This window comes from Paraburkholderia sp. RL17-337-BIB-A, from assembly GCF_046025895.1.
GTDB lineage: Bacteria > Pseudomonadota > Gammaproteobacteria > Burkholderiales > Burkholderiaceae > Paraburkholderia > Paraburkholderia fungorum_C.
In genome coordinates, this window is the sequence record NZ_JARESY010000001.1 from 740,381 (window position 1) to 753,630 (window position 13,250).

The window sequence follows — 13,250 nt, forward strand, 5'->3', positions numbered from 1 at the left end:
GCGACAGACAAGCGCGGCAACTGCGTAACGTAGCAGCCATGACGGCCATGGCTGCCATGGCCTGCCAAGCTCGCCGGCCCCTCACCTGGCCGCGTCATACTCCCCGATATAGCGCGCGCGTGGCCGGATCAATCTGCCGTCGCGCGTCTGCTCCATTGCATGGGCAATCCAGCCGACCACCCGGCCCACCGCGAACAGCGTGAACGCAGCGCCAACCGGCAAGCCGAGGACCCGTTCGATGGCGGCGAGCGCAAAGTCGACGGTCGGTTCCGCGCCGGTCGTGTCGCGCACGGCGCGCGCGAGCGCCTGCACTTCGCCCAGCGGCGAGCGGGCGGGCGCGCAGTCAACGAGCATGCCGAGCAGCAGACGTGCACGCGGGTCACCGTCGGGATAAAGCGGATGGCCGAAGCCTGATAGCACCGGCCCATGCGCGCCGTGTTCGTGGCGCGCAAGCCGGTTCGCGAGATAGCGATCGAGATCGGGGGCGCGCGACGCTTCATCGAGCAGCGCGCCAATCCGTACTGTCTCGCCGCCGTGCCGAGGCCCGGCCAACGCAGCCAGACCACCCGCCACGGCGCCGAACAGGTGCGTTCCCGTCGACGTGATGCAGCGAACCGTGAAGGTCGACGCATTCAGTTCATGATCCGCGCATGCCACCAGCGCCGCGCGCAGCAGCCCTGCCTGCTGCCGGTTGCGCACGTTCCACGCGGAAGCCAGCTGCTTGTGCAGCGGCTCGTTCGACGGCGCCGCCGAGACCATCGCGGCGGCCAGCAGCCGCATGACCGCGCCAGCGGTATCGAGCTGCGCATCGCGACCGAGCGCCCACACTCGCGGCATTTGCGCCGCGGCGGCCGGCAGCAGCACGAGCGCGCGGTCGAGCGGCGTGCTGTCGCTCCAGAGCTTGAGCCACGCCGCCCACTGGGCAGCGGCGAACGGGACTGCCGGTGCATCGGCAATACGCCTGGCACTGCATTCCCACAGCAACGCCGCGACATCTTCCAGCGATGCCGTGCGCGCCAGTTCCATGGCGTCATGCCCGCGATACAGCAGGCAGCCGTCGGCCACCAGCGTGATCGATGATTCGAGCACCGGCACGCCCCAGTCCAGCACTTTCTGCGCGACCTTGCCGGCGCGCTTGCCGTCCTCCTTGCGCCGCGCGAGCCGCCGCACCTCGCCGGCGTCGTAGAGCCGGTGCTTGCCGTGCGCATCCGGCGACGAGTTCAGCATGCCGCGGCTAACATAGGCATACAGCGTAGGCAGGCTGATGCCGAGCGCGGCGGCGGCCTCGGCAGCGGTCAGGGAAGGGGAGTCAGGCATGGAAACGGAGAGAAACCGAAGAAATCAATATATATTGATTATCATAATCAAGATTGATTGTGACAGGGCGGAATTCTAGACTCGATTCACTTTCTCTCTGTTCCCGTCTGAACGCCATGACGCCTGAACTCGCTCTCAAACATATCTGGATGACCGCGGAAGGCGATCCGACCGCACTGAGATCCGTTTCGTTTGCCGGTACGGATCCGGGCTTGCCGTCGGTCTATCGGGTCGGCACGTTGGCCTCGGCGACCATCGCCGCGAGCGGTCTTGCGGCTGCCGAATACCAGCGCTTGCGCACGGGGCACCGGCAGCACGTCACGGTGGAGATGCGGCGCGCACTGGCCTCGTTTCGCAGCGAGCGCTATCTGCGCATCGACGACGGGCCGCCGCCCGCCTTGCGCGATCCGGTGATGGGTTTCTACGCGACGCGAGACGACCGCTGGATTCAACTGCACACCAACTTTCCACATCATCTCGACGGGGTGCTGAAGGTACTCGGCTGCGCGAACGATCGCGCGGCGGTGGCCGCCGCGATTCGCGGTTGGGATGGCGCGACGCTCGACCAGACGCTCGCCGACGCCGGCTTATGCGCCGCATTGATTCGCACGCCCGACGAGTGGGCCGCGCTTGATCAGGCGAAAGCGATTGCGCGTTTGCCCTTGTTCGAGATCGAGCGCATTGGCGACGCGCCGGTCGAACCGCCGCGGCCGGGCGGTGCGGAGCGGCCGCTGGCGGGTGTGCGGGTGCTGGATCTGTCGCGCATCATCGCGGGACCGGTGGCGGGGCGCGCGCTCGCACAGCATGGCGCCGACGTGTTGATGATCAACGGTCCGCACTTGCCGAACATTGCGCCGCTGGTGATCGACAACGGGCGTGGCAAGCGCTCGGCGCTTGTCGATCTGCGCGAGGCAGCAGGGCGGGAAACGTTACGTGGCCTCGCCGGCGACGCGGATGTGTTCTTGCAGGCGTACCGGCCGGGGGCGCTCACAGCTCGCGGATTTGGTCCCGAGGAGCTGGCGCGGATACGGCCGGGGATCGTGTATGTCTCGGTTTGCGCTTATGGACACGAGGGGCCGTGGGCAGCGCGGCGCGGCTTCGATAGTCTGGTGCAGTCGGCGAGCGGAATTGCTTTTACTGAACGCGAGGCGGCGGGATGGGATGAGCCGAAGCATTTGCCGTGTCAGGCGTTGGATCATGCCACGGGGTATCTGGCAGCGTTCGGCGCGATGGCCGCCTTGGCGCGGAGAGCCACCGAAGGCGGCAGCTGGCACGTGAGAGTGTCGCTCGCGCAGACGGGGCGGTGGCTGCAGTCGTTTGGATTACTTCCCGACGGCTGGAAGGCGCCCGATGTCTCGATCGACGATGTGCGGGATTGCCTTGCGACTGTTCAGTCCGAGTTCGGGCGTGTTCTAGGGGTTCTGCCGGCCGAGCGTCTGGATGAGACGCCCGCCTATTTTGATCTGCCGCCGGCTCGGCTCGGGGCGCATGAGGCGAAATGGGCGTAAAGGTATGGCTTATTTCCTCAACTCCGCCACGAAATCATAGTAGTCGTTCCGGCAATAGGTATCGGTCAGCTCAATCGCCCGCTGATCCGCCGTATACCCGACGCGCGTGATCAGCAGCAGTGCCTCGTTAGGGGCAATGCTCATCTGCTGCGCGATTTCTTCGCTCGCATTCACCGCGCGAAAATGCTGTAGCGCGCGCACAATCCCCAGGCCGCGATTCTCCAGGTACGTGTACAAGGAATCGCCAATCGCCTGAGGATCAGGAATCATCGCCGCGGGGAACGTCGAGTTCTCCACGGCCATCACGATGCCGTCGGCGAGGCGCAGGCGCCGCAAGCGGGTCACGGCCGCTGCGGGCGACAAGCCCAGTTGAATCACCTCGTCGCGGTTAGCCGGCGAAATCTCCCGCGACAACCACTTCGAACTCGGCGTAAAGCCGCGCCGCCGCAGCATCTCGCTGAAACTCGACAGACGCGACAGCGGATCGTCGTAGCGCGGCGTGATGAAGCTGCCCGCGCCCTGAGTGCGGCGGATCAAGCCCTGTTCGACCAGCAGGGCAATGGCTTTGCGCGAGGTGATCCGCGATACGCCGAGCGCTTCGGACAGCACGCGCTCGGAGGGCAAGGCCTCGCCCGCGTTCCAACGGTTTTCGTGAATCGCCGTGCCGAGCTTGCGAGCGAGTTGCAGATATAGCGGCGTGTCGTTTTCCGGGTCCGGGCGCAGATCGCGCCAGCGGTCTTCCGAGGCAGAGGTCATGGGGCTCACGCAAGAAGGGCAAGGGGCAATTCTAAGACATCGGCGCGCTCCGTTATAGCGGGCTTTTGCCTGGTGCCCGATCCAATACCCGTCCAACCGCTAAACTCGTCCCTATGATTTGCGCAGCATGCGCTGCCGCATCGATCGATGTGCGCGCATCGACATGCACGCGTTGCCGTATGCGCGTGGCGCTCCGCTTAGCCAATTTAGCCACTTCAAGGAGAAAGCATGACGACCGATATCGCTAGCGTGAGCCTGCCCGACGGCGAACGCATTCCGAAACTGGGACAGGGTACCTGGGAGATGGGTGAACAACCGTCGCGCCGCGCTACCGAAATCGCCGCGCTGCGCTGCGGCATCGAACTAGGCATGACGCTGATCGACACAGCGGAAATGTACGGCGACGGCGCCACCGAATCGCTCGTCGGGGAAGCGCTGGCGGGGCTGCGCGATCAGGTCTTTCTCGTCAGCAAGGTATATCCGCATAATGCGGGCCGGCGCGGCGTGGTCGCGGCGTGCGAGCAGAGCCTCAAGCGCCTGAAAACCGATCGGCTCGATCTGTACCTGCTGCACTGGCGCGGCTCGGTGCCGCTCGCGGAAACCGTCGAGGCATTCGAGGCATTACGCCGCGCGGGCAAGATTCGCCATTGGGGCGTCAGCAACTTCGATACCGACGATATGGAAGAGCTTGTCGCCACAGCTGGCGGAGAGGCCTGCGCGACCAATCAGATTCTCTACAACGTCGCGCGCCGGGGACCGGAATTCGACCTGTTGCCATGGCTTGCCGCGCGCAAGATGCCGGCGATGGCATACAGCCCGGTCGATCACGGGCGTTTGCCGAAGCGCTCGCCGCTCGACGACATCGCCGACGCACGCGGCGTTTCGGTGTTTCAGGTGGCGCTGGCGTGGGTGTTGCAACAGCCGGGTGTGTTCGCAATTCCGAAAGCGGGCCGGGTCGAACACGTGCGCGACAACCAACGGGCCTCGCAACTGCAACTCGGCGCGCCTGAAATCGCTGCCATCGACACGTATTTCAAACCGCCGCGCAGCAAGCGGCCACTCGAAATGCTGTGAGCGCAATGGCGGCGGTTAGAGAATCGCAACCGCTCTGCAGCCGCCTTGCAATCGGCGCGTGCGTGTGCTGCGGCTGCTTTATTAATTGCAAGCGTGGTGCATGTGCACGGAGCCCAGAACGGCGACTTCAGCGGGCGTGTGTTTGAGCGAATCTTCATTGACCTGGGCGGCGTCGGCGACGAATTCGTCGACGATCGACGACACCTGGATATTGCGCAGACACAGCGACACCCGCTGCGTTTCGTTGGGCGGCAGCGACGCGCGCTGACCGAGGAACAGCACACCGTACTGATAGCCGTGGATGATGCCGCGGATCGCACCGACGCATTGACCTTGCGCGACGTTGTCGGTTTTCTGTTTGCAGGTCTGCGCGAGGGAATAGGCGGAGAAGGTGGGATCGACAGGCGGGGCGGCTTGCGAGAGGGTTTGTGGCTGCGGCTGGGTCGACGTGGGCGGCGTTTGAGTAGGTGTTCGCGCTGGAGTTTGCGCATGAGCGAGCGATGCGAGGCCGAGCGCGGTGACCATCAGCAGGCCGGTGGCCGTGCGCGCCATGAAGTGGGGGACGTTTCGTTGCATGTTGTGTTGCCCTCATATCGAACGTTGAATTTGATATGAGGCAATCGCTTCGGTTTGGTTCCGGTCACGTGCGACGCGATCGATTGTTTTGGTTTTAACCGTGTGCAAGAGCTGCTTGTCGGCGGTCAGCGGCGGGTTGCTGGGCTATCTGTGGACGCTGTCGGCTGCGCCCGGCCTAAGGCGGCTCGGACCCAGGCGACCAGATCCAGACGACCGGACCAGGCGACCGGACCAGGCGACCGGACTCAAGCAACCGGACTCAAGCAACCGGACTCAAGCAACCGGACCCAAGTGACCGGACCCAAGTGACCGGACCCAAATGACCGGACCCAAGCGACCGGACCCAAGCGACCGGATCCAAGTGACCGGATCCAAGCGATCGTGCCCAGACGACCGGTCTCGGGCGGTGACGCTCGACCGGGGGATCGAGGCATCACCGCCGATGCCGGCGGACTGCGGACGGGATCCGGAAATCTGCCGTTAGCGACGGGTAGGGCGCGGGGGCCCCCTACCCGAGAACCAGGCGACTGTTAATGCCCGTTCCCTCCGCCATTGCCACCACCGTTACCGCCGCTACCCTTGCCTCCGTGACCGCCGCCGAAGCCTCCGCCAAAGCCGCCGCCGAACCCGCCACCGAAGCCTCCGCCAAAACCACCACCGAAGCCACCGCCGCTACCAGGGCCGCCTCCTTTTCCACCACCAGGGCCGCCGCTGGAGCCACCACCACCGCAACCGCAGCCGCCGCTCCCGCTGCTTCCACCGCCGCTGCTTCCACCGCCGCTGCTGCCGCCGCCACTGCTGCCGCCGCCACTGCTACCACCGCCGCTGCTGCCGCCGCCACTGCTGCCGCCGCCACTGCTACCACCGCCACTGCTGCCGCCGCCACTGCTGCCGCCGCCACTGCTACCACCGCCGCTGCTGCCGCCGCCGCTGCCGCCGCCGCTGCTTCCACCGCCACTGCTGCCGCCGCCACTGCTGCCGCCGCCACTGCTTCCACCGCCGCTGCTGCCGCCGCCGCTGCCGCCGCCGCTGCTTCCACCGCCACTGCTTCCACCGCCGTTGCCCTTGCCAGCGCCGCTGCCCGCGCCTCCGCTGGCACCGTTGCCACTCGCACCCCCACCACTGTTGCCCGCGCTCGCTGCGCCGTTGCCGCTGCCGCCGCCACGCTGCACGCAGCCGCTGACATTGCCGGTGGTGCAGTCATGCGGCTGAAACACCAGGGCCGCATCGTCGGCAGCCGTTGGTTCGCCGGGCGCGGTGCCGGTGGCCACTGCGCCTGCCGCCGAACCATCGTCCTGCGCGAGCTGCGTCGCGCCGTGCGTGCCGCTCGCCGGCAAGGACGCATCGGCAAGCACCATCCATTTGGGAATCACATCGGTCGACGCCGGGTACGCGACCTGGGTCGCCAGCAACGCCACGCCCGCCACGATTGCCGCACTCCGTATGACCCCGCAGTAGTACTGATTGAATCTTCTGGTCTTCATCACGTCTCTCCCGAGGGAACGTCGACACCTCGTTGCCGCCATCTCTCACGCTGATTCGCCGGCGGCGTGCCTGTCTGAACGCGGGCCTCGTCGCCCCCCGAGTCTGCTTTGCGGATGCAAGTCAAACACCCTCACTGTCTTCCCGGCTTCGCAGCCAGTGCGCCGACAAGCGCTTGCATGCGAATCCCGTACCGATGCGATGGACTTCGCACGGCGGCATTCTTGAGCAACGCGCTTCAACAGATACCGTCCGAGCACGCTACGTTGCATATCGCTTCTTGCCACGGCGATTCGCGCGAGCGGCACTCCCGATTCCCTTCCGATTTATGTGGCTTCGAATCTCTGGACGGTAATTAGCGATATCCATGCCATTGCCTGCAAAGCCTTGTGGCGACAGGTATCGAATAGGGACGTGCGATGCCCGCGAGGAAAAAGCGCACAAAAACGTTTCGGCGATGAAACGCGTGGGCGGAAAGCCGCTTTATTGCGGGCTATTCGTTGCGCGCGGCATCTTCCGGTGCGTTTTCCGAGCCGCTGCCCGAGGCCTTGCCGGCCTCGTCGACGTGATTGCGCGAGACGGCTTGCAGCGCGCGCAGTTCGTCGATGGGGATGTGGCAGCGGATGCGATGCGCGGACGGCTGGACAGAATCGCCGCCGCCAGCTTCGAGGAAGGGGGGGGCCTGCTGCTCGCAGATGGCCCCGAGTTTGCGCGGGCAACGCGTATGGAACACGCAGCCGGATGGCGGCGACGCCGCGCTCGGCAGATCGCCGGAGAGGCGTATGCGGGCTCTGTTCTCGTGGCCGTCGAGCGTCGGCACCGAAGACAGCAGCGCTTCGGTGTAAGGATGGTGCGGACCGTCGAACACCGCGGCCGCCGGTCCGATCTCCAGCAGCCGGCCGAGGTACAGCACCGCGATGCGATCCGCCAGATAGCGCACCACGTGCAGATCGTGCGAGATGAATACGTAGCTCACGCCACGCTCGCGTTGCAGCTCGGCGAGCAGATTGAGAATCGCGGCCTGCACGGAGACGTCGAGCGCGGACGTGGGTTCGTCGCAGACCACCACGCGCGGCTCACCGGCAAATGCGCGCGCGATCGCCACCCGCTGCTTGAGTCCGCCGGACAACTGACGCGTGCGCGAGCCGAGATAGCGCTCGGGCAAACGCACGGCCGCCGTCAAGGTGGCGAGCCTCTCGTCGATCGCGGCGCCACGCAACGCGGTAAGGCGCGACAACGCACGGCCGATCAGGCGCTTCACCGAATGTGCGCGATTGAGCGCCGAGTCCGGATTCTGAAACACGATCTGCAGCGACTTGATCTGCTCGTCGTTACGTCGCGTGACGCGCGCGGCGAGTGGCGTGCCGTCGAGTTCGAGCACGCTGCCCGCGTCTGGAGTGAGCAGCCCGAGCATCAGTTTCGCGAGCGTCGTCTTGCCGCTGCCAGATTCGCCGACGAGGCCGAGCGTTTCGCCGCTTGCGAGATCGATCGAGACGTTGTCCACTGCGCGCAGCGGGGCGCCGGAAACGTGGAATGTCTTCGAGAGTTTCTCCGCGCGCAGCACGAGGGCAGGGCGTTCGCGGTCACGTAACGCATCGTCGTGCGGGGATAGTGCTTCCGCGCTCGCACGCGGCAGTTCGATGGCGCGTTCGTGGTAATGGCAGCGCGACATCTGATCACCGTGCGCGGCGCTCACCCGATGCGGCGGCGGTGCTTCACGGCGGCAGCGGTCGTCGGCAAGGCGGCAGCGGTCCGCGTAAATGCAGCCTTGCGTAACCGAACCCGGCGAGGGCAGACTCCCCGCGATGGTGTCGAGCCGCTCCGTGTCCTTGCTGCGCCCCGTGCTCGGCAAGCAGCGCAGCAGTCCAACCGTATAGGGATGACGTGGCCGCGCGAACACGTCCTGGGTCGCGCCTTCCTCGACCAGCTTGCCAGCATACAACACGCCGACACGTTCGCACATCCGCCCGATCACCGCGAGGTTGTGGCTGATGAACAGCACGGCCGTGCCGAGTTCTTCGCGCAGTTGTGCCACGAGGTCGAGCACTTCGGCTTCGACGGTGGCGTCGAGTCCGGTGGTCGGTTCGTCGAGAATCAGCAGGGCTGGGTTCGAGGCGAGCGCCATCGCGATGACCACGCGCTGCTGCATGCCGCCCGACAGCTGATGCGGGTAGCTCTCCATCACGCGTTTGGGTGACGCGATACGCACGCGTTGCAATATCTCGACAGTGCGCCGCAGCGCTTCGTCACGCGAGGCGCCGGCTGCTTCGAATGCTTCCGTGACTTGGCGCGAGATCGTCAGCGACGGATTCAATGCGCGCCCGGGGTCCTGATAGACCATTGAAATCGCGTTCGCGCGCATCGAGCGCAATGCGTCGGCATCGAGCTTCTGCACGTCCTGACCGGCGATGATGAGCTTGCCGGCCTTCACTTTGCCGTTGCGCGGCAGATAGCGCAGCGCTGCCATCGCGACCGTCGATTTGCCGCAACCCGATTCGCCGACAAGGCCATAGGCTTCGCCACGCCGCACACGGAACGAGACGTCCTGCAGCACCTCGCGATCGCGTCCGCGCATCCGGTACGTGACCGTCAGCCCGACCACGGTCAGCGCATCGGTGCGATCGCTCTTTGAAACATCGAAGGCGGGGAACGAGGCGGGCGGCGGGCCGTTCATTGGTCGAGCACTCCTTGCACGCTGTCGGCGATCAGATTCACGCCGACCACGAGCGACGCGATGGCGCCGGCCGCGAACACGACCGTCCACCACGCACCGCCCGCCATCAACGTGTACGACTCGGACAGCGCGAGCCCCCAGTCGGCGGAAGGCGGCTGGATGCCGAAGCCGAGAAACGACAGCGTCGCGACCGCGAAAATTGCATACCCGAGCCGCACGGTCGCTTCGACGATGATCGGCGGCAGCACGTTCGGCAGAATCTCCGCGAACATGATGTACGGCGCGCGTTCGCCGCGCAGTTGCGCGGCAGCGACGTAGTCCAGATGCCGTTCGGCGAACACGGCGGCGCGTACTGTACGCGCGGTGATCGGCGTGAAGGTGATACCGATCACGAGGATCACGGTGAGGTTCGATGCGCCGACCGCGGCCAGCGTGAGCAATGCGACGATCACGAGCGGCAGCGCGAGCACGGCGTCGATCGCGCGGCCCACCACGTTGTCGACCCAGCCCTCGAAGTAGCCGACGATCAATCCAAGCGCAGTGCCGGCCACCGTGCCCAGCAAGGTCGCCAAAGGCGCGATGGTCAGAATGTCGCGCGCGCCGACGATCACTCGCGAGAACACGTCGCGGCCGAGCTGATCGGTGCCGAACCAATGCGTGCTGTCGGGCGGCATCAGCGAGTTGAGCGGATCGGATGCATACGGGTCGATCCGCACGATCCATTGCCCGGCGATCGCGCAGACGATCCACCATGCAACGATCAACACGCCGACCACAAAGGTGGGCGAGCGCAGCAGCACGCCCAACTGGTCGAAGCGCGGTTCAGTAGCCGCACGTGCGGCAGGCGGCGTGGCCGGCGGAACGACGGTGCTCATTCGGCGCTCCTCACGCGCAGCCGCGGATTCAGTAGAACATGCAGCGCATCGGCGACGAGATTGGCGACGGTGTAGACCACGCCGATCGTCAGCACGCCTGCTTCGAGCATCGGAAAGTCCTTCGCCTTGGCGGCGTTGTAGATCAGCGAGCCGATACCTTGATAGTGGAACAGCGTCTCCACCACCACGAGACCGCCGATCATATAGCCGAGCTGCGTCGCGGCGACGGTGATGGTCGGCAGCAGCGCATTGCGCAACACGTGCCGCCAGATCACAGTGCGGCGCGGCAAGCCTTTGAGGATCGCAGTGCGCGTGTAGTCCGCATCGAGCGCCTCGACGGTGCCCGCGCGCGCCATCCGTGCGATGTAGCCGAAGAACACCAGCACCAGCGGCAGCACCGGCAGAATCAGATGCCGCAGTTGTTCGAGCGCGCTCGCTTCGGGCGGATACGACGCTTCGATCGGCAGCCAACGCAGCCACACGCCGAACACCAGAATCAGCACGATCGACGAGACGAACTCCGGCACCACGGTTGCCGACAAGCCGGCGATGCTGATGGTGCGATCGAGCCAGCGCCCTGCGTGCATGGCCGACCACACGCCCCCCGCAATGCCGAGCGGCACGACGACGATAAACGCGAGCAAACCGAGCTTGGCCGAATGCGCCAAAGCGTCGGCGATGAATGGCCCGACCGGTTCGCGATACGCATAGGACAGCCCCATATCGCCGCGCACGAAATGCGAGATCCACGCGACGTACTGCGTCATGAGCGGCCGGTCCGCGCCAAGCTGATGATTGAGCGCCGCGACCGCGCGCGCATCGGCGAGCGGCCCGAGTACCGCACGGCCGATATCGCCAGGCAACAATTGCCCACCGGCGAACACGATCACCGACAGCAGCCAAAGCGTGATCAACGACAAGCCGACCCGCGTCGCCAGAAATCGCACGACGCGGCCGGCGTTGCCGCTCGAGACCGGAGAGGCGGAAGGGCTCACCGTGGTCGACATCGTGATCTCCTGCCAAAGAAGCGCCGTGCGCTCATGCGTTCAAGGGCGTTTGCGTTCAACAGCTTTGCATCCAACGGATTCTTGCGTTCACCGCTTTGCGTTTACCGGGCTTGCGTTCACCGCTATGCGTTCAAACTACGCGCTCAACACCGCGCGATCGAAATAGAGTTGCGCGAGCGCGGTGAAGCGAACACCGTTCACGCCCTTGCGCATGGCGATCAGCTGATCGTAGAAGAACGGGATGATCACGGGCGTTTCGTCGAGCAGCAGCGTCTGGATCTGTCCGGAGATTTTCTTCTGCGAACTCAGGTCGATCGCCGCGACGAATTGCGCGACCAGTTGATCGTATTGCGGGTTCTTGAAATGCGCCGCATTCCACGTGCCGGTGCTGGTGAGCGGCGCGTTCAGGAACACGTTCGGCACGCCGCGATGACCATAGTCGGTGATGCCGAGCGGCGAATCGAGCCAATCCGATTTGCCCGGCGTGCCCGCGCCGTAGTACAGCGACTGGCTTTCCACTTTCAGATTGATACGCACACCGATCGCCTTCGCCGCGTTCTGCACGACCACCGCGAGATCGGGAATCTCCATGTACTTCTCGGTGGTCAGCGTGACGTCGAAGCCGTTCGGCACGCCTGCTTGCGCGAGCAGTTGCTTCGCCTTGGCGATGTCGATCTTGCGTTGCGCGACGCCCGCATCCGATGACGGAAATACCGGTGCGAACGGGCTGTCGTTGCCGAGCTGCGCGCGGCCCTTGAACAGGCCACGCACCAACACGTCGCGATCGAGCGACAACGCCAATGCCTGGCGCACGCGCTTGTCCTTGAACAACGGATTGTCGTTGCGCATATGAATCTGCCGATGCGCACTCGACTTCACGCCGACTGCCTTGTAGTCCGGATTGTTCAGAATACCCGCGCCGCCCTGCACGGTGAAGGTGCCCATCACGTCGGCCTGGTGACCTTGCAAGGCGAGCAACTGCGCCTGTTCGTCGGCGTAGAAGGAGAACTGCACGCGTTGCGGCAACGCTTTGTCGCCCCAGTAATCGGGATTAGGCACAAACGACGCGCCGACCTTCGCCTGATACTTTTCGAGCTTGAACGGACCGGTGCCAATGAAGCTCTTTTCATAACCACCCGCATAGTTCGCGGGCAGGATCACGGCGTTGTAATTGTCCGAGGAAACGTAGTACGGGAAGTTGCCGTTCGGTGCATCGAGATGGAAGGCGACTGTGTGGTCGTCGACCACCTTCGCGCCGCCTTTCGACAACACGCCCTTGAGCACCGAGAGCGCCGCCGAACCGCTCGCCGGGTCGGCGAGGCGATCGAAGGTGGCGACCACGTCCTTGGCGGTGAATGCCTGGCCGTCGTGGAACTTGACGTTGGTGCGCAGCTTGAAGGTCCACACGTCGCCCTTGTCGTTCGGCTTCCACGACAAGGCAAGCGCCGGTTTCAGCACGAGCTTTTCGCCGTCGTCGTCGATCAGGAACTCGCCAGTCTGGTTCAATAGCGCGAGGCTCGCGGCATCGGTCACGGTGAGCGGGTCGACCGCGCCGGCCGGCGTTAGATGGGCTACGCGGATCGTCTGGCTAGCCGGACTCGGCGCGCCTTGCGCATGGGCCCGCGGCGCATTCAGAATGCCGCCGCCGACCAGCGACAACCCGATCACGCTCGCATAGCGCAGCAGATCGCGACGCGTGATGCGGCCGGCGATGAATTCGTCGATGGCGTGGTTGCCGTAGGCGTCGGCGGTGTGGCGGGCCAGCTCGAGTTCGGGAAATCGGTCCGCGGGAGTTTTCATCGATGGAATGTCCAGTCCGTTCTGTTGCCGGTTCTGAAGCGCCGCGCGAAATGCACGCGACAGGGCGCCTTGATTGCAATGACGAAAAGCTGCAGAGCAGCCGCAGTGGCAAAAAGCGGTTTCAGTGTAAGCGATTGCCCCCGGGTTCGGCGCGCCTGCTGCGCGGTCCGGTTCACGTTTG

Annotated in this window: 10 protein-coding genes; 2 read left to right on the plus strand and 8 right to left on the minus strand. The window is 65.2% G+C overall.

The genetic code is table 11. The annotated features are described in order from the left end of the window. Positions 1–81: 81 nt before the first annotated feature. Positions 82–1,317, minus strand: coding sequence for a citrate/2-methylcitrate synthase (locus P0D84_RS03490; protein WP_408332481.1), 1,236 nt, complete (start codon positions 1,315–1,317; stop codon positions 82–84). Between the two features lie 116 nt (positions 1,318–1,433). Here P0D84_RS03490 and P0D84_RS03495 point away from each other — a divergent pair, with 116 nt between their 5' ends. After that, positions 1,434–2,825: a CoA transferase gene (locus P0D84_RS03495; protein ID WP_408332483.1), complete on the plus strand. Its 1,392-nt coding sequence runs from the start codon at positions 1,434–1,436 to the stop codon at positions 2,823–2,825. Between the two features lie 9 nt (positions 2,826–2,834). Here the strand turns inward: P0D84_RS03495 and P0D84_RS03500 are convergent, their stop codons facing one another. After that, positions 2,835–3,581, minus strand: coding sequence for a GntR family transcriptional regulator (locus P0D84_RS03500; protein WP_408332485.1), 747 nt, complete (start codon positions 3,579–3,581; stop codon positions 2,835–2,837). 228 nt (positions 3,582–3,809) lie between these two features. Between P0D84_RS03500 and P0D84_RS03505 the strand changes: the two genes are divergently transcribed. Next, positions 3,810–4,655: an aldo/keto reductase gene (locus P0D84_RS03505; RefSeq protein WP_408332487.1), complete on the plus strand. Its 846-nt coding sequence runs from the start codon at positions 3,810–3,812 to the stop codon at positions 4,653–4,655. Between the two features lie 81 nt (positions 4,656–4,736). Here the strand turns inward: P0D84_RS03505 and P0D84_RS03510 are convergent, their stop codons facing one another. The 6 genes from P0D84_RS03510 to P0D84_RS03535 form a co-directional block, all read right to left on the minus strand. After that, entirely contained in the window at positions 4,737–5,231 is a 495-nt protein-coding gene (locus P0D84_RS03510; protein ID WP_408332489.1) for a hypothetical protein, read from the minus strand. A gap of 530 nt (positions 5,232–5,761) precedes the next feature. Further along, on the minus strand, positions 5,762–6,715 hold the full coding sequence (locus P0D84_RS03515; RefSeq protein WP_408332491.1) for a hypothetical protein: 954 nt from the start codon (positions 6,713–6,715) through the stop codon (positions 5,762–5,764). A 491-nt stretch (positions 6,716–7,206) separates the two neighbouring features. After that, positions 7,207–9,387 (minus strand): ABC transporter ATP-binding protein, encoded by a 2,181-nt coding sequence (locus P0D84_RS03520; RefSeq protein WP_408332493.1) that lies wholly within the window; start codon positions 9,385–9,387, stop codon positions 7,207–7,209. Further along, positions 9,384–10,262, minus strand: a complete 879-nt coding sequence (locus P0D84_RS03525) for an ABC transporter permease (protein ID WP_408332495.1) — start codon at positions 10,260–10,262, stop codon at positions 9,384–9,386. The genes P0D84_RS03520 and P0D84_RS03525 overlap by 4 nt, the downstream gene beginning before the upstream one ends. Next, on the minus strand, positions 10,259–11,269 hold the full coding sequence (locus P0D84_RS03530; RefSeq protein ID WP_408332496.1) for an ABC transporter permease: 1,011 nt from the start codon (positions 11,267–11,269) through the stop codon (positions 10,259–10,261). The genes P0D84_RS03525 and P0D84_RS03530 overlap by 4 nt, the downstream gene beginning before the upstream one ends. A 135-nt stretch (positions 11,270–11,404) precedes the next feature. Beyond that, positions 11,405–13,069, minus strand: a complete 1,665-nt coding sequence (locus P0D84_RS03535) for an ABC transporter substrate-binding protein (RefSeq protein ID WP_408332498.1) — start codon at positions 13,067–13,069, stop codon at positions 11,405–11,407. Between the last annotated feature and the right edge of the window lie 181 nt (positions 13,070–13,250).